The organism is Rhodococcus sp. NPDC059968, from assembly GCF_042738615.1.
Lineage (GTDB): Bacteria > Actinomycetota > Actinomycetes > Mycobacteriales > Mycobacteriaceae > Rhodococcus_F.
Genome location: NZ_JBHWUE010000018.1, coordinates 1 through 24,646, shown reverse-complemented (window position 1 = coordinate 24,646; position 24,646 = coordinate 1). Strand labels below are relative to the sequence as shown.

General features: G+C 65.3%; 27 protein-coding genes. 13 read left to right on the top strand and 14 right to left on the bottom strand.

Annotated features, from left to right (window positions below; all coding sequences use genetic code 11):
* Positions 1 to 2: 2 nt before the first annotated feature.
* The 4 genes from ACFWAY_RS17105 to ACFWAY_RS17090 are packed head-to-tail and all read right to left on the bottom strand — an operon-like array spanning position 3 to position 3,248.
* Complete coding sequence (locus ACFWAY_RS17105; RefSeq protein WP_378453953.1) at positions 3 to 1,298, bottom strand: Rieske 2Fe-2S domain-containing protein; 1,296 nt, start codon at positions 1,296 to 1,298, stop codon at positions 3 to 5.
* Positions 1,295 to 1,807, bottom strand: coding sequence for a Zn-ribbon domain-containing OB-fold protein (locus ACFWAY_RS17100; RefSeq protein ID WP_378511367.1), 513 nt, complete (start codon positions 1,805 to 1,807; stop codon positions 1,295 to 1,297). Before ACFWAY_RS17100 ends, ACFWAY_RS17105 begins: the two co-directional genes overlap by 4 nt.
* The gene (locus ACFWAY_RS17095; protein ID WP_378453951.1) at positions 1,804 to 2,952 is read right to left on the bottom strand and encodes a thiolase family protein; all 1,149 of its coding nucleotides are present in this window, start codon (positions 2,950 to 2,952) and stop codon (positions 1,804 to 1,806) included. The genes ACFWAY_RS17100 and ACFWAY_RS17095 overlap by 4 nt, the downstream gene beginning before the upstream one ends.
* Complete coding sequence (locus ACFWAY_RS17090; RefSeq protein WP_378453950.1) at positions 2,949 to 3,248, bottom strand: hypothetical protein; 300 nt, start codon at positions 3,246 to 3,248, stop codon at positions 2,949 to 2,951. Before ACFWAY_RS17090 ends, ACFWAY_RS17095 begins: the two co-directional genes overlap by 4 nt.
* A 305-nt stretch (positions 3,249 to 3,553) precedes the next feature.
* Between ACFWAY_RS17090 and ACFWAY_RS17085 the strand changes: the two genes are divergently transcribed.
* The 9 genes from ACFWAY_RS17085 to ACFWAY_RS17045 all read left to right on the top strand — a co-directional run bounded on the left by ACFWAY_RS17085 (position 3,554) and on the right by ACFWAY_RS17045 (position 12,088).
* A complete protein-coding gene (locus ACFWAY_RS17085) occupies positions 3,554 to 4,450 on the top strand; it encodes an alpha/beta fold hydrolase (RefSeq protein WP_378511366.1) in 897 nt (298 codons plus the stop codon).
* A 9-nt stretch (positions 4,451 to 4,459) separates the two neighbouring features.
* A complete protein-coding gene (hpaH, locus tag ACFWAY_RS17080) occupies positions 4,460 to 5,290 on the top strand; it encodes a 2-oxo-hept-4-ene-1,7-dioate hydratase (protein ID WP_378453948.1) in 831 nt (276 codons plus the stop codon).
* Positions 5,290 to 6,066, top strand: a complete 777-nt coding sequence (locus tag ACFWAY_RS17075; RefSeq protein WP_378453947.1) for an aldolase/citrate lyase family protein — start codon at positions 5,290 to 5,292, stop codon at positions 6,064 to 6,066. Before hpaH ends, ACFWAY_RS17075 begins: the two co-directional genes overlap by 1 nt.
* Positions 6,067 to 6,150: 84 nt before the next feature.
* Positions 6,151 to 7,323 (top strand): acyl-CoA dehydrogenase family protein, encoded by a 1,173-nt coding sequence (locus ACFWAY_RS17070; RefSeq protein ID WP_378511365.1) that lies wholly within the window; start codon positions 6,151 to 6,153, stop codon positions 7,321 to 7,323.
* Between the two features lie 15 nt (positions 7,324 to 7,338).
* The gene (locus ACFWAY_RS17065) at positions 7,339 to 8,367 is read left to right on the top strand and encodes an acyl-CoA dehydrogenase family protein (protein WP_378511364.1); all 1,029 of its coding nucleotides are present in this window, start codon (positions 7,339 to 7,341) and stop codon (positions 8,365 to 8,367) included.
* The gene (locus ACFWAY_RS17060) at positions 8,364 to 9,515 is read left to right on the top strand and encodes an acetyl-CoA acetyltransferase (RefSeq protein WP_378453944.1); all 1,152 of its coding nucleotides are present in this window, start codon (positions 8,364 to 8,366) and stop codon (positions 9,513 to 9,515) included. Before ACFWAY_RS17065 ends, ACFWAY_RS17060 begins: the two co-directional genes overlap by 4 nt.
* An 83-nt stretch (positions 9,516 to 9,598) precedes the next feature.
* Positions 9,599 to 11,107, top strand: a complete 1,509-nt coding sequence (locus tag ACFWAY_RS17055; RefSeq protein ID WP_378511413.1) for a class I adenylate-forming enzyme family protein — start codon at positions 9,599 to 9,601, stop codon at positions 11,105 to 11,107.
* Positions 11,104 to 11,835, top strand: coding sequence for a tyrosine-protein phosphatase (locus ACFWAY_RS17050; RefSeq protein ID WP_378511363.1), 732 nt, complete (start codon positions 11,104 to 11,106; stop codon positions 11,833 to 11,835). Before ACFWAY_RS17055 ends, ACFWAY_RS17050 begins: the two co-directional genes overlap by 4 nt.
* Before the next feature lie 58 nt (positions 11,836 to 11,893).
* Complete coding sequence (locus ACFWAY_RS17045; RefSeq protein WP_378453942.1) at positions 11,894 to 12,088, top strand: ferredoxin; 195 nt, start codon at positions 11,894 to 11,896, stop codon at positions 12,086 to 12,088.
* Between the two features lie 7 nt (positions 12,089 to 12,095).
* Here the strand turns inward: ACFWAY_RS17045 and ACFWAY_RS17040 are convergent, their stop codons facing one another.
* The 3 genes from ACFWAY_RS17040 to ACFWAY_RS17030 form a co-directional block, all read right to left on the bottom strand.
* Positions 12,096 to 12,680 carry a nuclear transport factor 2 family protein gene (locus ACFWAY_RS17040; protein ID WP_378511362.1) on the bottom strand — a complete coding sequence of 195 codons (585 nt, stop codon included), beginning with the start codon at positions 12,678 to 12,680 and terminating at the stop codon, positions 12,096 to 12,098.
* 10 nt (positions 12,681 to 12,690) lie between these two features.
* Complete coding sequence (locus tag ACFWAY_RS17035) at positions 12,691 to 13,557, bottom strand: DUF2889 domain-containing protein (RefSeq protein ID WP_378511361.1); 867 nt, start codon at positions 13,555 to 13,557, stop codon at positions 12,691 to 12,693.
* A gap of 154 nt (positions 13,558 to 13,711) precedes the next feature.
* Positions 13,712 to 14,767, bottom strand: coding sequence for a TIGR03617 family F420-dependent LLM class oxidoreductase (locus tag ACFWAY_RS17030; protein WP_378453939.1), 1,056 nt, complete (start codon positions 14,765 to 14,767; stop codon positions 13,712 to 13,714).
* Between the two features lie 141 nt (positions 14,768 to 14,908).
* Here ACFWAY_RS17030 and ACFWAY_RS17025 point away from each other — a divergent pair, with 141 nt between their 5' ends.
* From ACFWAY_RS17025 to ACFWAY_RS17015, 3 genes are read left to right on the top strand one after another with little or no spacing between them, the layout of a single operon-like run.
* Positions 14,909 to 15,685 carry a FadR/GntR family transcriptional regulator gene (locus ACFWAY_RS17025; RefSeq protein WP_378511360.1) on the top strand — a complete coding sequence of 259 codons (777 nt, stop codon included), beginning with the start codon at positions 14,909 to 14,911 and terminating at the stop codon, positions 15,683 to 15,685.
* A complete protein-coding gene (locus tag ACFWAY_RS17020) occupies positions 15,675 to 16,508 on the top strand; it encodes an enoyl-CoA hydratase (RefSeq protein ID WP_378511359.1) in 834 nt (277 codons plus the stop codon). Before ACFWAY_RS17025 ends, ACFWAY_RS17020 begins: the two co-directional genes overlap by 11 nt.
* A 27-nt stretch (positions 16,509 to 16,535) precedes the next feature.
* Positions 16,536 to 18,668 (top strand): acyl-CoA dehydrogenase, encoded by a 2,133-nt coding sequence (locus ACFWAY_RS17015; protein ID WP_378511358.1) that lies wholly within the window; start codon positions 16,536 to 16,538, stop codon positions 18,666 to 18,668.
* A 60-nt stretch (positions 18,669 to 18,728) separates the two neighbouring features.
* On the opposite strand, the gene ACFWAY_RS17010 is transcribed toward ACFWAY_RS17015, so the two are convergent.
* Genes ACFWAY_RS17010 through ACFWAY_RS16995 form a run of 4 tightly spaced genes read right to left on the bottom strand, consistent with a single transcriptional unit; the run spans position 18,729 to position 22,239 of the window.
* Positions 18,729 to 19,652 (bottom strand): SDR family NAD(P)-dependent oxidoreductase, encoded by a 924-nt coding sequence (locus tag ACFWAY_RS17010; RefSeq protein ID WP_378453935.1) that lies wholly within the window; start codon positions 19,650 to 19,652, stop codon positions 18,729 to 18,731.
* A gap of 39 nt (positions 19,653 to 19,691) precedes the next feature.
* The gene (locus tag ACFWAY_RS17005) at positions 19,692 to 20,132 is read right to left on the bottom strand and encodes a Zn-ribbon domain-containing OB-fold protein (protein ID WP_378511357.1); all 441 of its coding nucleotides are present in this window, start codon (positions 20,130 to 20,132) and stop codon (positions 19,692 to 19,694) included.
* A gap of 5 nt (positions 20,133 to 20,137) precedes the next feature.
* Positions 20,138 to 20,962: an enoyl-CoA hydratase/isomerase family protein gene (locus ACFWAY_RS17000; protein ID WP_378453933.1), complete on the bottom strand. Its 825-nt coding sequence runs from the start codon at positions 20,960 to 20,962 to the stop codon at positions 20,138 to 20,140.
* A gap of 23 nt (positions 20,963 to 20,985) precedes the next feature.
* A complete protein-coding gene (locus ACFWAY_RS16995; RefSeq protein ID WP_378453932.1) occupies positions 20,986 to 22,239 on the bottom strand; it encodes a cytochrome P450 in 1,254 nt (417 codons plus the stop codon).
* A 250-nt stretch (positions 22,240 to 22,489) separates the two neighbouring features.
* Between ACFWAY_RS16995 and ACFWAY_RS16990 the strand changes: the two genes are divergently transcribed.
* The gene (locus ACFWAY_RS16990; RefSeq protein WP_378453931.1) at positions 22,490 to 23,128 is read left to right on the top strand and encodes a cysteine hydrolase; all 639 of its coding nucleotides are present in this window, start codon (positions 22,490 to 22,492) and stop codon (positions 23,126 to 23,128) included.
* 18 nt (positions 23,129 to 23,146) lie between these two features.
* Here ACFWAY_RS16990 and ACFWAY_RS16985 read toward each other — a convergent pair whose 3' ends face one another.
* From ACFWAY_RS16985 to ACFWAY_RS16975, 3 genes are all read right to left on the bottom strand, one after another.
* Positions 23,147 to 23,941 (bottom strand): SDR family NAD(P)-dependent oxidoreductase, encoded by a 795-nt coding sequence (locus ACFWAY_RS16985; RefSeq protein ID WP_009472439.1) that lies wholly within the window; start codon positions 23,939 to 23,941, stop codon positions 23,147 to 23,149.
* 102 nt (positions 23,942 to 24,043) lie between these two features.
* Entirely contained in the window at positions 24,044 to 24,262 is a 219-nt protein-coding gene (locus ACFWAY_RS16980) for a hypothetical protein (RefSeq protein WP_378453930.1), read from the bottom strand.
* 12 nt (positions 24,263 to 24,274) lie between these two features.
* The coding region (locus ACFWAY_RS16975; RefSeq protein WP_378511356.1) for an amidohydrolase family protein at positions 24,275 to 24,646 on the bottom strand (372 nt) is incomplete at its 5' end.

Sequence of the window (24,646 nt, the reverse complement as noted above, 5' to 3'; positions counted from 1 at the left end):
GCTCAGATCTCCTGTCCGACGACGCTCGCCCACTGGCGGTAGAAACCGCGTTGCGGGGTCTCGGCGCTTTTGTCGCTGTTGACGATTCCGGTTTCGTCCTGCGCATCGGTCTCCAGACCGCGGGACAGTCTCAGCCACTCGGGGTCCCGGGCGGCGAGGCCTGCCTGATTGCGCATTCCGATCTCACCGTCGTCGGCGATCAGGAATCCGGCCGGGCCCATCGCGCCCTCCGAGCGGCGCAGCATCCGCTCGTTCATGCGGTCCTGCCCGGGGAACAGCGCTGCCGTGGTGTAGGCCACCGTCTCGTCGGGACCGATCGGTTCGACGTACATGATGTTCATTTCGGCGAGGAACAGGTTGGGCCAGATCAGGGTGTGCGGCGGGCCCACCACGAGTGAGTCGTGCGTCTTCTCGGGACCGTGTGCCGCCTCCAGCGCCGCGACGTACTCGGGCAGCTTCTCGCGGGGTGTGCGTCCGTACCAGACGAATTCCTCGTCCAACTTGCGGTACTCCGCCGAGTAGTCGATCTCCGAGTGCCCGCCGCCCATGTCGCGGACCACGACATCGACCTTCGACGGAATGTGCGACACCTTGGCGGGCCGGATGGCGTCGTAGACCGATGCGTGGGTGAACAGCGCGTGATAGCCATCGACGTTGTTCTCCACCACCATCTTCCAGTTCGCGTGGTGGAGGTGCTTCATCCAGTTCGACCGGAGGTCGATGGTGCCCGTCGGTGACAGGTTGAGCAGTCGGTCGATCGCTTTCGTCGCGTTGCCGAGATGTTCCTGCAGTGAGATACCGTCGGCAGTGAGGGACGCGAAGAGGAAGCCGCCGTAACTGTCCACGCGCGGGGCCTCGGCCATGCCCAGTTCCGAGCGCACCTTTTGGAAGGCCTCGCCGTAGCCGTTCCGCATCGGAACAGCGGTGAGCGATCCGTCGTTGCTGAAAGTCCAGCCGTGGTACGGGCATCGGAAGGAGTTGGCGTTGCCCATCTCCGCGTTGCACAGCTTGTTGGCGCGGTGCGAACAGCGGTTGAGCAGGACCCGGATCGTGCCGTCCTTGCCGTGGACCACGACCACCGGGTCGTGGCCGATACGGCGGGTGAGGTAGTCGCCCGGCTCGCTGACCTCGCTCTCGTGCGCTACGTAGACCCACCCTTTCCGGAAGATGGTGTCCATCTCGCGTTGGAAGATCTCGGGCGAGGTATAGACCGAACCGTGCACGCGATCGTTCTGCACGATGCGCGCGACGTCGAAGTCGTCGGGCGCCGTGGTCGGCGTCGATTCCATGGTGGTCATGAGTGGGCCTCCGTCTCGATTGGGGCTGTGGTCCGGGCGGTCGGCTCAGCCGAACTTGTTGTTTCACTTGATGTCTCGGTGTTGCACGCAGCGGGAATCCATACGTTGCCCAGTCGCCGGAAGTCGACCTCGACGGCGTCGCCGACACGGGGCGGGCGAGCCGTCGGGTGGAGCGTGGTCATGATCAACCGGTGCCCCGCGGACAGCTCGACGTCGAGGATCGCGTAGGGCTCGGCCGTCCGCACCAGTCCCGGCTCGAAGCGGTGCATCGTCGTGGCGGAATGTACGACTCCGGTCGGTTCGACCACTCTCCAGTCGCTGTCGCTCGACCCGCAACCGTCACAGACGTACTGCTCGAGGTCGAGGGGTATTCCGCAGCGGGTGCAGAAGGGCAGGGCGAGTTCGCCGCGGGCGCTCGCCTCGTAGAGGGGTGCGAGAGAGTCGGCAGCCACATCCGGCTCGAGACCGGGGTGGAGAAGCCAGTCGGTGTCATACGTCGTCGTGGTCATGCCGCTCTCTCCAGGATCATGGCGGCGTGGTGATCGACCCGGCCACCGATTCCACCGACGAGGGCGGTGCGAGCGCCGGGCACCTGGCGCTCACCTCCCTCGCCGCGCAGTTGGATCATCGCCTCCGCGAGGGGCGTCATGCCCTGAAGGTAGAAGCCGGACAGCTGACCGCCGCCGGTGTTGGTAGGAAGTGCGCCACCCCGGCTCGTTCCGCCGCCTCGTACGAACTCGCCCGCCGGTGTTCCGCCGGTGAGCCCGTACTCCCCCAGAAGGAGGAGTGTGACGACCGAGAACGGGTCGTAGAGCTGCGCGACGTCCAGGTCCGTCCGGGACATTCCCGCCTGACCGAGCGCGTCGTCCACTGCACGCGCGCCCCCGCCGAACCACGACTCTCCCCCGGCCCGGCGATGCCGGACCGGGTGGTCCCGCCCCGTCCCGCGGACGGTGAGCCGGATGTCGTTGCCGATCCCGGTGTCACCGGTGACGACCACCGCTACGGCACCGTTCACAGGCCGTGCGCAGTCGAGGCGGCGCAGTGGATCGGCGATCATCGGGCTGGCCAGGTACCCCTCGTCGTCCAGCGGCTTCGTGACCACGGCGTCGGGATTTCCCAAGGCCCAGCTGCGGGTGGTCGTGGCGACGGCACACAGGTCGGCGGCCGTGCCCCCGGTGAGGTGCATCCATCTCTGGGTGAGCAATGCGTAGGTGGGCACCGACCCCAGCAGTCCCGAAGCCCGCTCGAGACCCCGCGTCCCGGTGTTGCCCCCGCTGTGGGCGTACGTCGATCCCGCCCCCTTGCCTTCTACCAGCGGGGCGTCGGCGAAGACGCAGACGACGGTCCCGGCCGCGCCGGCGTCGATGGCAGCCTGTGCTCGCTGGATCATCGCGATCGTGGTGGCGCCTTTGATCTCGATGTGTTCGAGAAGTCGAAGGTCCGAGAATCCGCCCTGTGCCGCGAACGTCACCCCGAGGCGGTCGGGCCGTACACCCTGTGAGGACCCGACGAGAAGTCCGTCGACGTCCGCGTGTGTGATTCCGGCGTCGGCCAGAGCAGCCCGGGTCGCCTGGCAGGCGAGTTGCAGTGGGGTGTCACCAGGCCTCAGCGACATCGTGGTCATGCCGAGACCGACCAGGTCGACCGTCACGACACGTCCCTGGTGAGGGGGCGAACCGTCCCCACCGGACCCAGTGAGCGGTCGCGGTGCTCGTCGCGGTAGTTGCCGACGCGCATCCATTCCTCACGGTCCTCGGGGGTCGCGAGACACAGGCTCGCGAGTTCGAGCGGCGAGAGGAAGATGTGATCTCCTGTCTCGGCGTCCTCGACCAGCAATCTGGGACCGTTACCGCTCGTGTCCAGCGACACGCGGACCACGGCGAACTCGTTGGCCAGCTGTGCCAGCTCCCGTCGCTCGACTGCGCGGGTCTCCTCATGTACCGACATTGCCCTCAGCTCTTCTCGTGACCCGCCCGCGACGGACTTCGCAGGCGGTCCGGTGTGCACTTCGCGTCCGGGGAGGCTTGCCCAAACGACTGAACACCCCTCATAGTCATATCGTATGTGAGTGTCAGAAACAATGCCCGGAAATCGAGGTCTGCGATCCAGGATCTTCAGGATTTCCCAGTTCAACCCTATTGAATTCCACAAACCTAAACGTGCACACTGTGCATACTAGGATCAAAATAAGACACAACCGTCAGATCGATGTCCGGCCGCGGCGCCGCCGTCGAATCCAGGAAGGCCTGTACATGAGCGAGACAACGATGACCGTCCCGGCCGTCGCCACCGACAACTACCGCAGCATCTGGGGCTTCCTTCGCGAGCTCGACTTCCGTCAAGGATTCGTGGATGTCGACGGCGTGCGGACACGGTTCGCCGAGGCAGGCGCTCCCGACAAGCCGCATGCGATCCTGCTCCACGGAACCGGCGGCCACTGGGAGACGTTCGCCCCGAATCTCGCCGCACTGAGCGAGCAGTACCACTGCGTCGCCATCGATATGGTGGGCAACGGCTTCTCCGAGAAGCCCGATCACGACTACGAAATTGCGGTTTACGTGCGGCAGATGCTGGCCGTGATGGACCACTTCGGAATGTCGAAGGCGCACTTCATCGGCATGTCACTTGGGGCATGGGTCTCCGCTGCTGTTGCCGTGCAGCATCCCGACCGCGTTCACAAACTGATCCTGATGTCGCCGGCGGGGCTGATCGCCACGGCGTCCAACATGGCCCGGATCCGTGCCGAGCGCACCGCCGCGGTCGAGAACCCCACGTGGGAGTCGATCCACAAGGTCTTCGAGCACCTCATCGCCGACGAGGACAACCGTCTACCCGACCTCGTCGCCCTGCGTCAGGCCATCTATCGCCGCGACGACACCCGCGAGACGATCGACCACCTACTTATCCTGCAGGACGCCGCCGCCCGCGACCGCAACCTGATCCCCGAGGAGAAGTGGAAGACCATCACGGCACCGACCATGATCGTCGCGTCCGGACAGGACCACGGCGAGTACCAGAACACCGCGCGCACCGTCGCCAGGCTGATTCCCGACTCCGAGGTCTTCGAGATGCCCGAGGTACGCCACTGGCCGCACTTCGAGGATCCCGCGAGTTTCAATCCGGCCGCTCTGGCCTTCCTGGGCAAGTGATCGATGATCATGCCTGATTCCGGCACACTGAACCCGGAGGCGATCGCCGACACGGCGCGCCGCCTCTACGAAGCGGAAAAGACTCGGATCCCCATTCGCCAACTCTCGCTGCAGTATCCGGACATGACGATCGACGACGCGTACGCGGTTCAGCGGGCGCTCGTCGACCTGAAGGTGGCCGACGGACGCAGCGTCAAAGGCCGCAAGATCGGACTCACGTCCAAGGTCATGCAGCGCGCCGTATCGATCAGCGAACCCGACTACGGCGCGCTCTTCGACGACATGTTCTTCGACGACGGCGGAACCGTGCCGGCCGGGCGATTCATCCGGCCCCGCGTCGAGGTGGAACTCGCCTTCATTCTCGGCGAGGACCTGAAGGGCCCCGGGGTAACGTTGTACGACGTCCTGAGCGCGAGCGAGTACGTCACCCCCGCTCTCGAGATCCTCGACGCACGAGTACAGATGAGCGATCCGGAGACCGGCCATCTCCGCACCATCGTCGACACAATCGCCGACAATGCAGCCGATGCGGGCCTCGTTCTCGGTGGCCGCGTCGTCAAACCGATGGACGTCGACCTGAGATGGGTGAGTGCGCTGCTGCTGCGCAACGGCTCCATCGAGGAGTCGGGCGTCGCAGCCGCGGTACTCAACCACCCGGGTAACGGCGTGGCCTGGCTCGCGAACCGTCTCGCACCGCACGGTGTGCCCCTGCGTGCGGGCGAAGTGATTCTGGCGGGCTCGTTCACCACGCCGATCTTCGCCGACCCCGGCGACACGTTCGTCGCCGACTACGGACCTCTGGGTACGGTCTCGTGTGCCTTCGCCAAGGACGCCGGGTGATGGGCAATCGATGGGCGGAACTCCTCCGCGACGACCGCCCCCGGATCGGCATGTGGATCGCGTCCGGCAACGCGTACAGCGCCGAGATCTGCGCCGGTGCAGGGCTCGACTGGCTCATGCTCGATCAGGAGCACGTCCCCAACGACATTCGTTCGACACTCGCGCAGTTGCAGACGCTGGCGGCGTACCCGGTCGAGGTTCTCGTTCGTCCCGCGTCCGGCGACCCCGTGGCGATCAAGCAACTTCTCGATATCGGGGCAACCAATCTCATCATCCCGATGGTGGAATCGGCGGAGGATGCACGCGCACTCGTCGCGGCTACCCGCTATCCCCCGCTGGGCATCCGCGGCGTAGGTAGCGCCCTTGCCCGCGCATCACGATGGAACCGAATTTCTGACTACCTGCCTACCGCAGACGAGGGCCTTACCCTGACCGTTCAGGTCGAGTCGATGGAGGGGCTGGACTGCCTGGAGGAGATTCTTGCCGTCGACGGAATCGATGCCGTCTTCATCGGGCCCGCCGATCTCGCGGCCTCGATGGGCTACCTGGGAAAGCCGGAGAGCCCCGAGGTCGTCGAAGTGATCGAGAAGGCAATTTCCGTCATCGCGTCTTCCGGCAAGGCTGCCGGTGTCAATGCCTTCAATGAGACCATCGCGCGGCGGTACATGGCCGCCGGTGCTCGCTTCGTCCTCGTCGGCGCCGACGTGACCGTCCTTGCCCGGGGCAGTGAGGCACTGGCCAGACGGTATTCGGCCAATTCTGATCAAACGGCCTGAACCTCTTTAATCTGACACTATTGTCACTTATACTCGAGTGGTCGAGTGCGGATCTTCGCGATCCGCCGCTATGGAAGGTCTCCTATGGATTTGGACTTCACACGGGAGCAGGTGGAGTTCCGCGACCAGGTACGTACGTGGCTGGTCGAGAACAAGCCCCGCGACCCGCGCCCGCGGGACGACGCCGGTATTCGCGAATACGACATGGCCTGGCAGAAGACCCAGTGGGAAGGCGGATGGGCCGGAATCGCCTGGCCGAAAGAGTACGGGGGCGGCGGTCTGACCCTGCTCCAGCAGTTGATCTGGTACGAGGAGTACGCGGCCCAGGGACTGCCCGGAATCGATGCGAGCTTCGTCGGTCTCAACCACGCCGGCCCCACCCTGATCACCCGCGCCACCGAGGAACAGAAGGCGTTCCACCTGCCGAGGATCCTGCAGGGCGAGGCCGTGTGGTGCCAGGGCTTCTCGGAGCCGGAGGCCGGTTCCGACCTGGCGTCCCTCAAGACCAAGGCCGTCATCGACGGCGACCATCTGGTGGTGACCGGCCAGAAGATCTGGACCAGTTTCGCCAAGTGCGCGGACTACCAAGAACTGTTGGTACGCACCGACAACGCGGGGTCGAAGCACCAGGGCATCACCTGGGTGATCTGTGACATGCATACACCGGGCATCGACGTCCGTCCCATCGAGACCATCGAGGGCGGTGCCGAATTCTGTGAGGTTTTCTACGACGACGTCCGGATCCCCGTCAGCAGTGTCGTCGGCGAGATCGGTTCCGGTTGGAGTGTCGCGATGTCGACGTTGTCGTTCGAGCGCGGAACCGCCTTCACCGCCAACCAGGTTCGCCTGGCGGGGGTCGTCGAGGACCTGATCGAGTTTTCCCGCGACCACGTCGGACCGGACGGTCGGCGTCCGGCCATCGCCGACGACGAGATCTCCCGGCGGCTGGCGCGCGCCCGATCTTCCGTCGCGTCACTGCGTGCGATGACCTACGTGGGGATCTGCCAGAACATGCAATCCGACACTCCCGGACCGCGCGGATCGATGCTGAAGCTCCACTACGCCGATCTGGCGAAAGAAGTTGCCGCGCTGGCGATGGACATCGTCGGCGCCGAAGCCCTCCGCGGAACCTCGCGATGGGACCACCACGGTTGGGTCGGAAACTACTTCCATTCCTTCTCTCAGTCCATCGGCGGCGGAACGTCCGAAATCCAACGGAACATCATCGGGGATCGCATCCTCGGCCTCCCGCGCTGACAGAAAGCAGAGATCATGAACCTTCTCCCCTCCGAGGACCAAATCGAACTGGTCGCCGCAGCAGTCGATTTCATCAGCACACGCATGCCGATCGAGGACATCAGGCGGCGTGCGCGCGCGGAGTCGTCGGTGGATCGGAGCGTGTGGGCCGAGGGCGCCGAACTGGGCCTGCTCACGCTGGGGCTCGACGAGGGCCACGGCGGCTCCGGCCGGCCCCTCGACGACGAGGTACTCCTGTTCGCGGCCCTCGCCGAGCACCTTGCAACAGGTCCCTTCCTCGCCTCCACACTGGCCACCCGCGTCAGTGCGGCACACGGCGACCCGGATCTCACCGACCGCATCGGGTCCGGAGACGCCGTGGTGGGACTCGGCGAACTGCGAGGAGACGGCGCGATCGACCAGGACGGGTTCAAGGGCTCCTTCGATCTCCTGGACTGCGTCGGCGTCAGCCACGTGCTGCTCGTTGCCCGGCACGGAGCCGCGCTGGTCGAGATGTCCGAGTTCACCGACGTCACTCCCCTCAGGTCGATGGATCCGGGAACCCGGCTCGCGACGTCGACCGTCACCGGCGGGCGTGTGCAGCACTGGCTGCCCGCCGAGACGGACTCGATCTGGTTGCGCGCCATGGTACTCACCGCAGCCGGCTTGTCCGGACTCGCCGAGGCGACGCTGCGGCTGTCGACCGAGCACGCGAAGACCCGCGTCCAGTTCGGACGCCCGATCGGTGTGAACCAGGCGATCAAGCACGCCTGCGCCGACATGGCGGTGGCCGCCGACGCGGCGCTGTCGCAGACACTGTTCGCCGCCGTGAGCCTGCAGTCCGGCCGTCAGGACGCTTTGTTCCAGATCCTCGCCGCCAAGTCCGTCGCCGCCCGAGCAGCCGTGGGCAACGCAGCCTCGAGCATCCAGGTCCACGGCGGGATGGGCTACACGTACGAGCACAACGCGCACCTCTACCTCAAGCGCGCGCACGTACTGACCCACCTATTCGACGAACCGGCCGACGTGCTGGCCGAACTTCTGGAGCAGGGAGCACCGCAATGAGCCGAAGAGTTGCCATCGCCGGTGTCGCGTTGTCGGACGTGGGACGCGTCGACGACAAAAACGCCTACGAACTGATGGGGCAGGCCAGTCGCAGGGCCCTCGCCGACGCGGGACTGCGCCCCGAGGACGTGGACGGACTCGCCTCCACCGGGCAGGGCACGCTGCCGCCCACCGATGTCGGGGAGTATCTCGGCCTGAAGCCGCGCTGGATCGACTCGACGTCGGTGGGCGGGGCCTCGTGGGAGGTCATGCTGGCCCATGCCGCGGACGCGATCTCGGCCGGTCATGCCGACGTGGTCCTGCTGACGTACGGCTCGACGGCACGCGCCGACCTGCGCAAGGGACTGCGGACCGCGAACATCAACTGGGGCTCGCGCGGACCACTGCAGTGGGATGCCCCTTACGGGCACACGCTCGTGTCGAAGTACGCGATGGCGGCCCGCAGGCACATGTACCAGTACGGCACGACGATCGAGCAACTCGCCGAAGTGGCCGTGTCCGCGAGGTTCAACGCCAAGGACAACGAGGAAGCGTATTACCGCGACCCGATCACCATCGACGACGTGCTGTCCGGCCCCATGATCGCCGATCCGTTCACAAAACTGCACTGCTGCATCCGTTCGGACGGCGGCGCCGCCGCGGTTCTCGTGGCCGAGGACCGGGTGAAGGACCTTCGTTCCGAACCGGTGTGGGTACTGGGCACCGGCGAGGCCACGTCGCACATGCTCACCAGCCAGTGGGACGACATGACCGTCGGGCCGGCATCGATCACCGGGCCGCTGGCGTTCGAGCGTGCGGGGTTGAAGCCCTCGGACGTGGACGTCGCCGAGGTCTACGACGCGTTCAGCTACATGCTGATGCTCACGATGGAAGACCTCGGATTCTGCGAGAAGGGTGAGGGCGGCGCCTTCGTCGAGAAGGGCACGCTGCGACTCGGCGGCGAACTGCCGACGAACACCGACGGCGGCGGACTGTCCGCCTGCCATCCCGGTCAGCGCGGATTGTTCCTGATCGTCGAGGCGGCCAGGCAGCTGCGCGGAGAATGCGGCCCACGCCAGGTGGAGGACGCGAAGATCGCCTGCGTCAGCGGCACCGGTGGTTGGTTCTGCTCGAGCGGAACGGTACTCCTCGGATCAGAAGCACCGTGACCGTGTCTGCGGCAGTCGGCGGTCCGGTCGCTCCCACAGGGGTGACCGGGCCACCGGTCGTGGGCGAGTTCGCCAACACCCGGATGCTGCTCGAGGCGGCGGCGCAGGTACACGGTGAGCGTGATGCGTATGCGGAACCGGACGGCACGCGAATCGGGTTCGCGCAGTGGATCGGCCGAGCTCGCCGACTCGCCACACATCTGGCGGAACGCGGGGTACGCAAGGGCGACGTCGTCGCACTGATGTTGCCTTCTGGGATCGACTATGCGGTCTGCTATTGCGCCGCAGCGTTTCTGGGCGCCGTCGCCACCGGATTGAATCCGCGACTCGGCCCACGCGAGACCGACTCGATCCTGCTCGGCGTCGCGCCGGCCCTCGTCATCCGCGACTTCGATGCGGGCCTGCCCGAAGTTCCCGACGGGATCGCCGTCCTGCCGCGTTCGGAACTCACCGCTGCCGAGGGAGGCGCCGCCGGCGCACTACCCGATGCGGTTCTCACTCGCGGCGACCCTGTGTCGATCATCTTCACGAGTGGAACGACCGGCCTTCCCAAGGGGGCATGGTTCGATTCCGACAACCTCGCGGCGTCCGCGATGGCGTCCGGGATCATGAGCGCACCCTACGACCGCCGGCTGTCGTCGACACCGTTCCCGCACGCCGGCTACATGTCGAAACTCTGGGACCAACTGGTGTGGGGAACGACCGTCGTCATCTCCCCAGTTCCGTGGTCGGCCGCGAAAATGTTCGCGGTGCTGCGGGACGAGCGGATCACGGTCGGTGGTGGAGTCCCTACCCAATGGGCAAAGCTGCTCGACGAACCCGGCGTGAACCGTGAGTCCCTGCCGCACCTTCGTGTGGGCGTCGTCGCGAGCGCGCCCGCCTCTCCCGAACTGGTCGAGAAGACCGCCGCATTGATCGGCGTGCCCCTGGTCGTTCGATACGCCATGACCGAATCTCCCACCGTCTGTGGCACCGAGCCCACGGATCCGCCCTCGGTGCAGTTCCGGACTGTCGGCCGCCCCCAGACCGGGATGACGGTGCGGGTCACCGGCGAGGACGGCGCCGAGTTGCCCACCGGGGAGATCGGCCGCATTCGCGTGAAGGGCGGCTGCGTGATGCGCGGCTACTGGAACGACCCCGGGCGCACCGCCGACGCATTCGACTCCGACGGCTACTTCGTCACCGGCGACCTGGGGATGCTGACCGAAGAAGGCAACGTGGTTCTCGCCGGCCGGACCGGAGACCTTTACATTCGGGGCGGCTTCAACGTCCACCCCGTCGAAGTCGAACAGGTGCTCGCCGAGCACCCGGAGGTCCGGGACGCAGCGGTGATCGGCTACTCCGCTCCGGTGATCGGGGAGATAGGTGTCGCGTTCGTCGTTCCCGTGTCTCCCGGCAGGGCACCGTCGTTGCCGGAACTCCGCGCATGGACCACCACGCGACTCGCGGACTACAAGGCACCCGATCACCTGGTGGTCGTCGACGAGATTCCGCTGACCGCCATGTCGAAGACCGATCGGGTCCGGTTGCGGGAACTCGTCGCCGCGAACCCGCCGGCCCGGCGAAACACAGAGAAGGGACGTCGGGCGTGATCGACGAACACGAAACGCTCCTGTACGAGACCGTGACCACCGACCGCCTCGCGAACCTGCGCGACGTCGGCGGTCTGCGCCTCACCGACGGCGGTATCACCCGCACCGGAATCCTCTACCGCAGCGATGCGCCCTACTCCGGGGACTCTCTACCCGAACATGTTTCACCGTGGCCACCCGTCGCGGTCGTGGATCTGCGCTCGTCCGCCGAACGTGATCGCGCACATTTCGAGTGGATGCAACCAACGGCATCCCATCACCGGCCTCTGCACGACGCTGCGGCACCGACCGACCAACGTCCACCGGATCTCAGCGGGTTGTACTTGCACATTCTCGATACCGTGCCCGACCGGGTGGCCGGTCTGCTCGCGCTCGTGGCCAGGGCAGACGGCCCGGTTCTCGTGCACTGTGCGGCAGGCAAGGACCGCACGGGCGTCGTGGTCGCCGCGCTTCTTCTCGGTGCCGGAGTCGAGCCTTCCGAAGTGATCGCCGACTATCTGGTGACGGCCCGGAACATGAACGACCTCCGCCGGCGGTGGTCAGCCAGGGCCCGCGCGGGTGGGCATCGTCCCGTCGTGGACGAGAAATGGTTGCTCACACCGGAAGAAGCCATCACCGCAGTCGTCGACCGCCTACAGGGGTGGCGCACGGGTCCGGACGGCTGGCTCGTCGATCACGGTGCCGACCGAGACGACCTGCGCGCGTGGGAGAACCGACTACGCACCTGATGGCACGGCACGAAGGACACTCCCTCACCCGACCCACACACACTCGAAAGGTAACGTCATGAAGGTTCACATCGAACTCGAACAATGCGAAGGCCACGGAATGTGCGCCGCCACCGAACCTGACCTCTACGAACTCGACGACGACGGTTTCGCCGCCACCGCCGATTTCGAGGTGGCGGAGTCACAGACCGGGCAGGCCGAGTCCGGTGCCTCGGCCTGCCCGATGAGTGCGATCACGCTGCTGCGCAGCTGATTCGGTGTTAACTGCTACGAATCCCGAAGTCGATGTCGGCCCGTCCGGAGATGGGTGCGAAACCGTCTCTGTCCATCCAGGACGGGTGGGCCACATGGCCCTCTGCCGGACGCGCCCAGTCGACCCAGTCACCCCAGTCCTCTCGGCTGAGGGGCGAGTCCGGTATAGGAAATTTCGACGACGCCTCGCGCAACTCGGCGGCGAACTTCTTCATCTCGTACATCGCCCACCAGTCCTCCTGCGCGGACCACCTTCCCCGTCCCGCATACGTGAGCACCTGTAGTGAATCGAACCCGAGGGCCGGTGCGCCCGGTTCCGGATTGTCTGCCCGGTTGACCACCTTGTACACCACCCGGTCGTCGTCGATCGTGTACCAGACGAGCGGGTTGTACACGTACGGGGCAGCACCCATGGTGCCTTCGAGATAGCGCGAGATCTCCGAGGGCCCGGTGAACATGCCGTAGAAGTGGTCTCGGTAGACACCGTCGTCGGTGAACAGCTGCGCCATCGCGTCCCAGTTCTCCAAAATGGGGCCCACAGTGAAGTAGTGCCGGAAGGCGCCCTCCACTTCGGTACGGTCATATCTGGTCATGTGTTGCCTTTCAGACGTGCGCGGACGAATTGTCGGGGCCGGGGAGAAGTACCGCGAGCGGGGAGACGTCACCAAGCGATCGCAGTAGGTCGTTCAGGTGGGTGCAGGATCCGACACCGTGGAAATCCGAGCCGACCACGCCCTCGATCTCCGTGACCTTGCGCCCGACGAGGCGTTGCGCGCCGGCCACAGCATCAGGGCATTCCGGCCAGGGCAGGACACGCGGGGTGACGGTCAACCGATGTACCCTCAACGTGCGTGAGTCGATGAGAACGTCGGTCCCGTACTCGTGCACCACGGTTTCGATCCCGGCGGCGTTCACGTAGGTCTCGCGGAACATCGCGTCCACCGACAGTTCCGCGTCATCGCCCACACTCACATCGATCCGCCGAATGCGTCGCATCGACCCCGGCCGAAGTTCACTCATCAGGTGCCAGCCGGCGCCCACCCCGACAAGGTCCGGCGCCTGCGGGCCGTTGACGAGGGGAGGTGCTCCATCTCGCGCGACGCCCGTCATCATCGTTCCTCCGGCTGCGAAGCCGGCACAGTAGTCGGCCCGTGCGAGGGCACCGCGACCACCGAGGTGCAACTGCTCCTCTGCGGAGAGTTCGCGGGTCAGTGCATATCCCGAGATGACAGTCGCCACCGGGACGTCGTCCAGTAGTCGCGCGATCACGCTGCCCTGATCGTGAGGTGCGAGGCAACCCTTCGCCGCTTTGCGAAATCCCGACGATGCGGAGAGTCCGATCAGTGGTGTGAGGTCGACCGCCACGGTGCCATCGGCGATGTCCGTGACGGTGCGCCCTCGGCCCAGGTCGACGTCGACATCGACGGCACCCCCGCCTGTTCTCGACCACTCCCCTGCCTTGTCCGTCACGACATCGACTCCGGCCCCACGGAGTCGGAGAAGGTCGGAGTGTCCCCGAGGGCGCTCGATGTCCACAGAGGTCGTGCGACGGACCGAACACGGTCGGCGCGCAGGCGTGCTGATCGACGGTGCGTGGATACCGTGCTTCGGGGTCAGAAAATTCTCACTCATGTACTTCATTGATATCTTGTGCCTCAATGTTTTTCAAGACCGAGCGCCAACCCTCGAGACTTTCGCTCGAACGTGCAGCGACGCTGATGTCATCGGACACCGCTCCCCACCGCGCGACCAGTGCGTCCGCCACCTCCTCCACGGAGCCCACGACGGCGAAGGCTGCGAGAACGTCGTCGTCGATCAGACTCCGCATGACGTCCCACTGCCCGGCTTTCGACAGTGCATACAACTTCTCGTGAAGTCCGGCCCAGCCGTGCAGATCGAGCACGCCCCGATAGGCAGGCGTCGATCCGTAGAAGGCGATCTGCCCGCGCACGTAGTCGCGGGCCTCCGCGATCTCCTCCGCGGTGGTACCGCACGCCACCATCGGGGTGACCCCGATGGTGAAATCGCTCCGGGACCGGCCCGAACTCGACAATCCTTCTTTCACACTGGGTAGTACGACCTCGGCAAGGTAGCGGTCGGTGACGAAGGAATGCACGAGAAATCCGTCGGCGACCTCTCCTGCCACCCGTGACATCGCCTCACCGACACCGGCGAGCTGGACGGGCGGGCGCCCGAACGGATTCGGTCCGGGATCGAACATCGGCGTCATCAGGGTGTGCTGGTAGAACTCCCCGTCGAAGTACAACCGCGAACCGGTCTCCCACGCGTCCCAGATGGCGTGCAGAGCCTGAACGTATTCGCGCATCCGCGCCGCCGGCCGCGACCACGGCATGCTGAAACGCCGGGTGATGTGCGGCTTCACCTGACTCCCGAGACCGAGCCGGAGCCGTCCGTGTGAGAGCGCCTGCACGTCGTTGGCCGCGACCGCGGTCACCATCGGTGTTCGCGCGAACGCGACGTAAATACTTGTCCCGAGCGTCATCGTCGACGTCGTCTGCGCGGCCGCCGCCAAGAGAAGCAGGGGATCATGACTGGTTTCGCCGAGGAAGAAGCCGCCGAACCCGACGTCCTCGGCGCGGTGCGCGATCTCGGCGGCGCGTCCGGTTCCCGGGTCGACGACCACATCGAACGGCGGACGCCGACAAACTTCGAATTTCATGTCACTCCAGACTGGAGACGGCAGCTCTACTCGGACCGAGCAATGCATTAGGTCAACGCAATTGGGAGAGTTTCACCTCTTCCCTTCAACGATTAGAGCAGATACCTTCAATTCAGTCCACGGAATTGCCGAGGAGGAGCCATGGCACGATCAGAAGACGAGACCGAGTCCCGCAGTGACGGGCCACCGCGTCCTCGGGCCGCGGATGTGGCGCGGGCGATCGAGGACGAGATCGTCGCAGCCGGGTGGCGGGTGGGTGAGGCACTCGGATCCGAGGCCAGCCTGATGGCACGGTTCGATGTGGGACGCTCGGTCATCCGGGAAGCGTGCCGGATCCTGGAGAGCAGGCACGTCGCGAAACCGCGCCGCGGACCGGGCGGCGGCCTCGTGGTGACCGCACCCGAGCGGTCCGCTGTGCTCGACCACGCCTCGCTGTACCTCGAGTACGCGGGTTTTGCTGCCGCCGACCTGTTCGAGACGATGGAGACGTTGGAGACCGCCGCAGCCGCGCAGTTGTCCGCAACGATCGATCCCGCGGGAATCGACAGACTCCGTCAGGTGCTGGCCGAGGAAGCCCGCTCGGACGACCTGCGTGCGCAGGCAGTCACCGTGCACACCGAAATCGCCCGCCTGACGGGTAATCCCGTGCTCGAGTTGTTCATGCACATCGGCAACAACCTTGCCCGCATCCACGGCGTCAGCCCGATAGAGACGGAACGCCGGTGGATCCACGAACGCAACGTCGAACTGGTCGAAGCGATCATCGCGGGGGACGCTCTGGCCGCGCAGCGCAACGTGCGCCGACGCATCCGTGCCATGACGCGGCGACAGGCCGTGTCGGCGGACAGGACACCCGCACTCACCGATACCGATACCGATACCGATACCGAAGCAAAGGCTGCAAGTGATGACCGATAGTAGCAACGCGATCCCACGCAAACCAGATGCTGCCGAGGACAGCGGCAATCTGGTCGCCGTAGAGCAACGCGGCAGCGCGCGCATGCTCACACTCAACCGGCCGAGAGTGCGCAACGCGTTGAGCAGAGCCCTCAGCGCCGAACTGGTGCACCACCTCCGCGCGGCGGACGCGGATCCCACCGTCACGGTTGTCCTGCTCACCGGCGCCGGCGGAGCCTTCTGCTCCGGCGTCGACCTGAAGGATCTCGCCGAGAGCGGCTTCGACGGCGCAGAAGCAACGGACGGCAATTGCATCACCCAGGTCGCCGAACTGGTGACACCCGTCATCGGTCTCGTCAGCGGCCCGGCGGTGACAGGGGGTTTCGAGCTGGCTCTCGCATGCGACTTCCTGATAGCGGGCGAGTCTGCCCGATTCGCCGATACCCATTGCCGGGTGGGCATCGTCCCGGGCGGAGGTCTGACGGCTCGACTCGCCGAAGCGGTCGGAGTTCGTCGTGCTCGCCAGATGAGTGCCACCGGCAGCTATATCGACGCCCGTACCGCGCTGTCCTGGGGTCTGGTGAACGAGATCGTCGACGACTGCGAGCTGGCCGACCGTGGGTGGGCCGTGGCCGACGCATTCTCGGCGGCCGACCAGCCCACACTCGACGCGGTGTGGGGACTGTACGACGCGGCGTCGGCCGACGGTATCGCCGATGCCGTGCACCGCGAAGCCGCCGTGAACCGCTCCTGGTCGGCCGACGCGTCCGCCGTCGCGGGGCGCACGGCGGACGTCGTCGTTCACGGACGTAGTCAGGCACGCAATTCCTCACCCGCCGAATAGGATCGGCCGAATCGAAAGGAGCCGCACATGGCTCTGGCAATCACCGACGAACACCGCCAACTCGCCGACGCCGCCACGGTCTTCCTGTCCCGTCACGCTTCGTTGGCCTCCGCCCGGGAGTCGCTGGACAAATCGAATGAATCCCTTCCGCCGTTCTGGGATGAGATGGCCGAACTCGGGTGGATGGGACTGCACCTGCCCGACAGTTATGGAGGCTCCGGATACGGCATCGCCGAATTGTGTGTCGTCCTCGAAGCGACAGGGCACGGTCTCGTGCCCGGTCCGTTCCTGCCCACCGTGCTGGCGTCCGCGATTCTGTGCGACGACGGATCCGACGAACTGAGGCGAAGGCTCGTCCCCGGACTCGCCGACGGTTCCGTGGTCGCGGGATTCGGTTCGGGTGGCACCTGGGTTGTCGATCACCACGGACTCGAGGGCCGATCCGAGGGCGTGCTCACCCCTGGCTACGCCGACGTTCTCGTCCTTCTCTCCCATGAGGACGTCCTCGTCGTCGACGCCGACGCGGAGGGCCTGGCCGTGGAGATCCTGCCCGGACTCGATCCCACACGGCAGATCGGGCGTGTGACCGCACGGAATGTCCCCCTGTCGGCGGTCACCGTCCTGCCGGGTGCAGCGTCGGCGGCCCGGACGAGGCTGCGCACGCTGGCATCGGCCGAAGCCCTCGGGAGTACCCTGGCGTGCGTCGAGATGTCGAAGCGGTACGCCCTCGAGCGAGTTCAGTTCGGCCGCCCGATCGGCACATTCCAGGCCGTGAAGCACCACCTTGCGAACATGCTGCTCGACGCCGAACTCACCGTGGCCGCCACCTGGGATGCTGCCCGCATCACCGACCCCGACCGAGCCGGCCTCGCGGCAGCCGTCGCCGCGACATACGCGCGCCGCGCGCAAATCTTCTGCGCTCGGACGAACATCCAGTTGCACGGCGGTATCGGATTCACGTGGGAACACGATGCTCATCTGTACTTACGTCGAGCCGAAGCCCTCCAGTCCTTCGTCGCCGAATGCGGTAGTGCGGCACGCGCAGTCACGGAGGGATACCGCGCCGACCCGACGCCCCGCCTCACTCTCGACCTTCCGCCCGAGGCGCAGGATTACCGGACGGCGGCGCGAGCGGCCCGCGATCATTGGCAATCGCTCCCCGACGATCGGCAGCGCGCGTTCCTGGTCGAGAGCGGATATCTCGTGCCGCACTGGAAGAAGCCGTGGGGTCTGGCGGCCGATCCCGTCCGACAACTCGTCATCGAAGAGGAGTTCCGCACCACACCGGTTCCCGACTTGTCGATCACTGGATGGATTGCTCTCACCATCTCGGAGTTGGGTACCCCCGACCAGCAGCGACGGTGGGTGAAGTCGGTGCTGCTCGGCGAGACGCAATGGTGTCAGCTCTTCAGCGAGCCCGGGGCAGGCTCCGACGCCGCCGCGATCCGCACATCGGCGGTCCGGGTCGAGGGCGGGTGGCGCGTCACCGGCCAAAAGATCTGGACGAGTCTCGCCCACGAATCCGATTGGGGAATCGCGACCGTCCGTACCGACCCTCGGGCACCGAAGCACACCGGCATCACGATGATGGCCGTCGATCTCGCAGCGGAGGGTGTCGACGTGCGCCCCATCCGTGAACTCAACGGTCAGGCCGGCTTCAACGAGGTGTTTCTCGACGAGGTCTTCGTGCCGGACTCCAATGTTCTCGGCGAGGTAGGAGCAGGGTGGAAGGTCGCGCGAGCGACGTTCGGCAACGAGAGGGTGTCGATCGGAGCCGGTGCGGGATCCGTTCCTCTCGCCGCGACCGATCTTCTCGCAATGGCCGCGGACGAGGACCTCCGCGAGATCGGTGAACTGCTGGCCGAAGGACACGCGCTCCGATTGCTCAACCTCCGACAGGCCTCACGCGCTGTGCAGGGGACGGACCCCGGCCCGGAAGCCGCCCTGTCCAAGCTCGTCAAAGCCGAACACTCCCAGAAGATCACGGATCTCGGAATGCGTCTGGGCGGGTTGGCCGCGACGACGGGCGGGCTCCCGGTGGTAGAGGAGTCGTATCTGTTCGCCCGCTGCCTCACGATCGCCGGGGGCAGCTCCGAGGTGATGCGCAATCACATCGCCGAACGCATCCTCGGACTGCCCCGAGATCCGATACTGACCTGAAAACACGTGAACGGCCTCGGTCCCGAGGGACCGAGGCCGTCATCAGCGACGACTCTGCGGCTATCCGCCGAATCGCAGTCCCGCGGCCCGGGTGCGGAACACGTCTGTGCCCATGACGGCGCCGAGCTTGTTCGCATCCCAGCGCTTGCCGCCGTTGGAGACCGTGGAGACCGGTGTCCAACCCTGGAGCCACTGAATGTTCTCGCCGAGCGCCTTGATGACCTGCCCGCTCACATGCCCCGCCTCCGGGCTGGCCAGCCACGCGACCACGGGTGAGCCGAGCGACGGATCCTTCGGATCGAACTCGTCCTCGCCGCGCTCATCCGGTTCGATCGGGGCATCGGCGCCGGCCATGGTGGCGGACATCCGGGTGCGCCCGCCGGGGCTGATCGCATTGACCGTCGCACCGAGGGACGCGAGCTCGAGACTCAGCGTCTGGGTCAGACCTACGATCGCAGCCTTGGCAGCACCGTAGTTCGATTGTCCGAAGTGGCCGAGCAGGCCGGCGCCGGACGTGGTGTTGATGATGCGGCCGTAAACCTTGGAACCGGTCGCCTTGGATTCCTCCCGCCACTTGCGGGCCACCGCGCGGCTGGTCAGCCAGCTACCGCGCACGTGCACTCGCATGACGAGATCGAAATCGTCCGCGCTCATGTTCCAGATCGCCCGGTCGCGGACGATGCCCGCATTGTTGACCACGATGTCGAGCCGTCCGAGCTCCGAATACGCCCGCTCTACCAGCCACTCGACCTGTTCTTCGTCTCCGACGTCGCTGAAGTCCGAGATTGCCTCGCCGCCGCGATCTTTGATTATCTGCACGACCTCGTCGGCTACCTTTCCGGTGCCCTCCCCGTCGATCGAGGTTCCGAGGTCGTTGACGATCACTGTCGCGCCGTGCTTGGCAAGTTCCAGGGCGTGCCCACGGCCGATACCGTGACCCGCACCCGTGACCAGCGCGACCTTACCGTCGAGCAATCCGCTCATTGTGAGTGTCTCCTTGCAGTTATCGAATGGCCCGTGCGTCTACACACCGGCAGGACGGAATACCGTGGCATCGATGTCTTCGGTGATTGCCCGAAAGTCCACCTGCACCAGCATTCCTACTTCGAGGTCCGAGGGTTCGCAGCCTTCGATGTTGGTCATCAGTCGCGGCCCTTCCTCGAGTTCCACGATCGCCGCGACGTAGGGCAGCCTGCCTTTGAACGGGTGCAGGTCGTTCACGTACACGGTGGAATAGGTGTAGAGGGTTCCTCGCCCGCTCGCCTCCACCTGGACGACATCCTCACTCCAGCAGTACGGGCAGAACGGGCGCGGATAATGGTGGACTTTCCCGCAGCCGTTACATTTCGCGATGAGAAGGCGACCCTCATTCGCGGCGTCCCAGTAAGGGCGACTTCCGTTCTCGATGGTCGGAATGTCGGCGCGCGGCTTCTCGGCCGGGACTGCGGCGGTCTTGTCAGGCATGGTGGTCACCACCCCACGAAGTCCGCGGAGCGCTTCTCCACGAACGCACGTACGCCCTCGCCCGCATCGTGCGAGTAGGACTGGATCTCCTGCGCCATGGCTTCCTCGGTGAAGGCGCTGGCTCGGTCACCGTCCGGCGAGTCGTTGAACAGTCGTTTCGTCAGCGCGATCGCGCTGGTGGGCGCAGCAGCCAGTCGACCGACGAAATCGTCCACTGCCGTGTCCAGTTCGTCGATCGCGACGACGCGGTTGACCAGGCCCAGAGACAGTGCCTCCCGAGCCGGAAGCTTCTCGCCGAAGAAGACCATCTCCTTGGCCTTCTGCATGCCGATCCTGCGCGGCAGCAGGTACGCGCCGCCGCCGTCCACCACCAACCCACGCTTGACGAAGGATTCCGCGAAGTAGGCCTGCTCGGTCGCGATCACCAGGTCCGACGCGTAGGCGAGGTGAGCGCCGATGCCTGCAGCCGCACCCTGTACGACAGTGACCACCGGCTTGCCGCAATCGAGCACGGATGCCACCAGGCGTTGCGCTCCGTTCATGATCGTGCGCATCGGGCCGGTCACCCGTTTGACGTTCTTCGCATGCCCGTCAGCGAGTTTCACCACGTCAGCCCCTGCGCAGAAGTGCCGTCCGTTCGCCCTCAGCAGGACCACTCGAACGTCGGCATTCACATCTGCTTCGGCGAACAACTCGATCAGCAGGTCGCGGTCGTCCGGTCTGATGGCGTTGGCCGCATCCGGTCGGTTCAAGGTGATCGTCATGACCCCTTGTTCCACCCGGTGCAGAACGGATGTGCCGAGGTCCCGCTCGGCGATCGTCTCGGTCACTGATGTCTCCTCGCGAATTGCCGTCACTTGACTGTGTAGTGTGCGTCGAGATGTTTGATGCCGTTCAAGAAGTTCGACCGCAGCACCGCAGGCTCCCCCACCGCCCGAATGTCCGGGTACCGCCTGAACAGTTCCCGGAACGCGACGTCGAGTTCGAGACGCGCGAGGTGTGCACCCAGGCAGAAATGCGGTCCGGGAGCACCGAACGCGAGATGCGGATTGGGGTTACGGGAAATATCGAACTTGAACGGATCCACGAACACGGACTCGTCGCGATTGGCGGAGTTGTACCACAAGACCACCTTGTCGCCCTGAGAAAACACCTGCTCTCCCAGGCGGACACCGTCTCGCGTCACCGTCCGGCGCATGTGCACGACGGGACTCGCCCACCGCAGCAATTCCTCGATGGCTGCCGGCGCCAGGCGGTCGTAGTCCGCCATCCATATGTCGCGCTGGTCCGGATTTCTCGTGAGTACGAAAAGGCCGTGTGTGATGACGTTGCGGGTCGTCTCGTTGCCCGCGCCCACGAGCAGAATGAAGAACTTGGCCATCTCCTGGGGAGTGAGATTCTCGCCCTCCGCCGCCACGAGTTTGGTGATCAGGTCGTCTTTGGGACGTGCGATTCGCTCTTCCGACAGCGATCGCAGTAGGTCGATGAGCCCTTCGCTGGCCGCGGTCACAGCCTTGCCGATACCGACCGCGGATTGATCCTCGATGTACTCGGCATCGCTCGCGCCGAGAATGGTGTTGGTGGCCTCGAGAATGAACTTCTCGTGCTCACGAGGTATGCCCAGGAGATTGTCGATGATGCGGAGCGGCAGTAACGCCGCGAAGTCGCTGACGAAGTCGCACTCCCCCGATGACGGCATCTCGTCGAGGATCTCCCGGACGGTAGTCTCGACCTCGCTCCGGATACCCTCGAGGCTCTTGTTCGTGAAACCGCGGGAGACGATCTTGCGCATGCGGGCATGCTCAGGGTTGTCCATGTCGATGATCGAGCCGCGATACTCGCGGAGCTTCTGCGGCTGATCGAAGATCTGAGTGCCCTCACCCGAGCAGAAATCCTCGGGCCGGCGGCTGACCTCGAGCACGTCCGCGTGACGGGTCAGGGCCCAGAAGCCTCTCGCACCGTCACCCGCCTGACCCGGCAGCGGGACGAATGCATGCGGATTGTCGCGGCGGAGGCCCGCGAACAACGCATCACGTTCTGCCGCCCCGTTCTGCCACCATGTGAGGTCGTTCAGTCGGGTGGACGCGACCTCGTCGGTTTCAATCATTGGCACCGCCTCGATTCTTCGTAAGTGGGGACCCGCGCCGCACGGCTCCTTCGGCCGACGGCCGAGTCGGACTGGGATGGTCGCGCATCCCACTCTGTCACCCGGGTTACTCGCTCCCCAATTCTGGCATTAGTGTCACTAATTGGCAACCAGGACTACCAGCAAGTTCATCCACACCGTTTGACTATCGCCGAGTGGCAACTGGCTATATCGTCACCTTGAATCCCATTCATACTCGAACGGAGTCGACGTGTCGTCCCAGTCCTCACAACCATCTCGAGCCCTTCCCCGGCCGATCAGTTCAGCGGCGCTGGTCATCAGTGAATGTCAGCACGGAATTCTGGAACCCGAGAGGTCGGTTTCGCCGGGACTCGCACACGAGGCCGCCCGACGCGGAGTGGTGCCACGCACAGCGCAGCTTGCGCGGGCTTTCCGCGCCCGCGGTCTGCCAGTGTTCCACTGCGTCATCGAACATCGCCAGGACCAGAAGGGGATGCTGCCCAATTCGTATCTCGGGACGATGGCACTGCGGAGCCGCGGGATGAGCACGGGCAGTATCGATGTCGAGATCCCGCACGAACTGGGCCCCGAACCGAGCGACATCGTGAGCAGTCGAGCCACCGGACTGACGGCGTTCTACGGAACGAACCTCGACGCGATGCTGCGGTTGCAGAAGGTGGAAACCCTGGTGCTGGCAGGTATTTCCACGAACGTCGCACTTCCGGGACTTGCCCTCGAAGCCGTGAACCGCGGCTACGACGTCATCCTTGCAGAGGACTGTACGGCGGGTTCGTCGGACGAGGTACACACCTTCATGGTGGCAAATCTGCTCACCGTGTTGACAAGGGTCAGTTCGGCAGCGGACGTGATCGACCGGCTACCGAACTGACCTGCCCGGACAGAAGGTTCAGCCCGCCACCGAGGCCAGATTCTCGGCATCGGTGGCGGCGTCACCGTTGATCGAGAATCCGCCATCGATCGTCACCAACGCGCCGGTGGAAAACGCCGCCTCGTCCGAGACCAACCAGGTTGCGGCATGAGCGATATCCATCGGATTTCCGATACGGGTCAAGCGTCCACCACCGGTGTGATGACCCGAGTCGCCCCGCGACGACACCACCCGTCCCACGAGGATGCAGTTGGCCCGAATGCCGTCGGCACTGCCCTCCACCGCCAGTGATCGGGTCAGGCTGTTCACTCCGGCCTTTGCGGCACCGTACGCCCCGAAGCCCTTGAATCCGGCGAGAGACTGTCCGGAGGAGATGTTGAGAATCGAGGCACCCTCGGCACGCGCAAGGTGGGGCCACGCGTACTTCGACGCCCAGAACACGTTGCCCGTCAACGTTCCCGTCATGATTCGCTGCCACTCGTCCGTCGAGTACTCGTGCAGCGGCTTGACGGTACTCGCGACAGCATCGGTGGGCGCAGCGTTGTTCACCAGTGTCGTGAGAGTGCCGAAATGCGCTGCGGTAGCTGCCACTACGTCGCGCACACTGTCCTCCGACGTGACGTCGAGCGGAAAGAACTCCGCTTCACCACCGGCGTCCCGGATTCGGTCGACCACTTTCCGGCCGCGGTCCGCGGTGCGGCCAGTGACCGCCACCTTCGCCCCCTCCGATGCGAAGAGTTCCGCGATCGAACGGCCGATACCTCTGGTCGAGCCGGTGACCAGCGCCACCTTACCTTCGAGTCGTGCTCCCATGCCCGTCCTCACCTTTCACAGTGTGTGTCGTGTCGAAGTCTCGAACGCGCGTCCGAGACGCAGAAGGCCGTTCCGGTGGAACCGGAACGGCCTGAGCGCGATCTACAGAGAATCGCGAAGATTCTCCATGGCCGCCAAGCGGCGATTGACCATGTCGAGGGCGGAGGCATGATTCGGGTCATCGCCGGACTGGGATTTCAACTCGGCGAGCCGGGTGCGTGTCGTCTCGATCTCGTCGTCGAGGCGTTCACCGGCTTCGTCGCGGGTCAGGAGATCCTGGTCGGTCCAGTCTGCCGCGTCGATGTCCTTCTCGTGGGCCATGATCAGATCCCGTCACTTTCTGTCGATGCGGGGGAAGTTGTAGAGCCTGCGGGCGTTCAGTTCGACGATCTTGTGCGCTTCGTCGTCGGGAACATCCTGGAGCAGTTTCGTGGTGTACTGCCGGCTGTTGGGCCAGTTCGAATCCGAGTGCGGGTAGTCGCACTCCCACATGATGTTGTCGATACCGATCTGGTGGCGACGGGCGACACCCTCGAAGTCGTCGATGAAGCAGCCGTACATGTGCTCGCGGAACAGATCCGACGGACGCACTTCCTTGTTCACGTTCTGATACCAGCGGTGCTTCTCCCACGTCAGGTCGATCCGCTCGAGCAGGTACGGCATCCACCCAATACCACCCTCGGACAGCGCCACCTTCAAATTCGG

Excerpts from the sequence above, each read along its gene's own strand:
- ACFWAY_RS16985 (WP_009472439.1), bottom strand. The coding sequence starts at position 23,941 with ATGGGAGCACGACTCGAAGGTAAGGTGGCGCTGGTCACCGGCTCGACC.
- ACFWAY_RS17010 (WP_378453935.1), bottom strand. The coding sequence starts at position 19,652 with ATGAGCGGATTGCTCGACGGTAAGGTCGCGCTGGTCACGGGTGCGGGT.
- ACFWAY_RS17005 (WP_378511357.1), bottom strand. The coding sequence starts at position 20,132 with ATGCCTGACAAGACCGCCGCAGTCCCGGCCGAGAAGCCGCGCGCCGAC.
- hpaH (WP_378453948.1), top strand. The coding sequence starts at position 4,460 with ATGCCTGATTCCGGCACACTGAACCCGGAGGCGATCGCCGACACGGCG.
- ACFWAY_RS17055 (WP_378511413.1), top strand. The coding sequence starts at position 9,599 with ATGCTGCTCGAGGCGGCGGCGCAGGTACACGGTGAGCGTGATGCGTAT.
- ACFWAY_RS16995 (WP_378453932.1), bottom strand. The coding sequence starts at position 22,239 with ATGATTGAAACCGACGAGGTCGCGTCCACCCGACTGAACGACCTCACA.
- ACFWAY_RS17075 (WP_378453947.1), top strand. The coding sequence starts at position 5,290 with ATGGGCAATCGATGGGCGGAACTCCTCCGCGACGACCGCCCCCGGATC.
- ACFWAY_RS17030 (WP_378453939.1), bottom strand. The coding sequence starts at position 14,767 with ATGAAATTCGAAGTTTGTCGGCGTCCGCCGTTCGATGTGGTCGTCGAC.
- ACFWAY_RS17105 (WP_378453953.1), bottom strand. The coding sequence starts at position 1,298 with ATGACCACCATGGAATCGACGCCGACCACGGCGCCCGACGACTTCGAC.
- ACFWAY_RS17070 (WP_378511365.1), top strand. The coding sequence starts at position 6,151 with ATGGATTTGGACTTCACACGGGAGCAGGTGGAGTTCCGCGACCAGGTA.
- ACFWAY_RS17015 (WP_378511358.1), top strand. The coding sequence starts at position 16,536 with ATGGCTCTGGCAATCACCGACGAACACCGCCAACTCGCCGACGCCGCC.
- ACFWAY_RS17025 (WP_378511360.1), top strand. The coding sequence starts at position 14,909 with ATGGCACGATCAGAAGACGAGACCGAGTCCCGCAGTGACGGGCCACCG.
- ACFWAY_RS17085 (WP_378511366.1), top strand. The coding sequence starts at position 3,554 with ATGAGCGAGACAACGATGACCGTCCCGGCCGTCGCCACCGACAACTAC.
- ACFWAY_RS17100 (WP_378511367.1), bottom strand. The coding sequence starts at position 1,807 with ATGACCACGACGACGTATGACACCGACTGGCTTCTCCACCCCGGTCTC.
- ACFWAY_RS17045 (WP_378453942.1), top strand. The coding sequence starts at position 11,894 with ATGAAGGTTCACATCGAACTCGAACAATGCGAAGGCCACGGAATGTGC.
- ACFWAY_RS16980 (WP_378453930.1), bottom strand. The coding sequence starts at position 24,262 with ATGGCCCACGAGAAGGACATCGACGCGGCAGACTGGACCGACCAGGAT.
- ACFWAY_RS17090 (WP_378453950.1), bottom strand. The coding sequence starts at position 3,248 with ATGTCGGTACATGAGGAGACCCGCGCAGTCGAGCGACGGGAGCTGGCA.
- ACFWAY_RS17065 (WP_378511364.1), top strand. The coding sequence starts at position 7,339 with ATGAACCTTCTCCCCTCCGAGGACCAAATCGAACTGGTCGCCGCAGCA.
- ACFWAY_RS17020 (WP_378511359.1), top strand. The coding sequence starts at position 15,675 with ATGACCGATAGTAGCAACGCGATCCCACGCAAACCAGATGCTGCCGAG.
- ACFWAY_RS17040 (WP_378511362.1), bottom strand. The coding sequence starts at position 12,680 with ATGACCAGATATGACCGTACCGAAGTGGAGGGCGCCTTCCGGCACTAC.
- ACFWAY_RS17060 (WP_378453944.1), top strand. The coding sequence starts at position 8,364 with ATGAGCCGAAGAGTTGCCATCGCCGGTGTCGCGTTGTCGGACGTGGGA.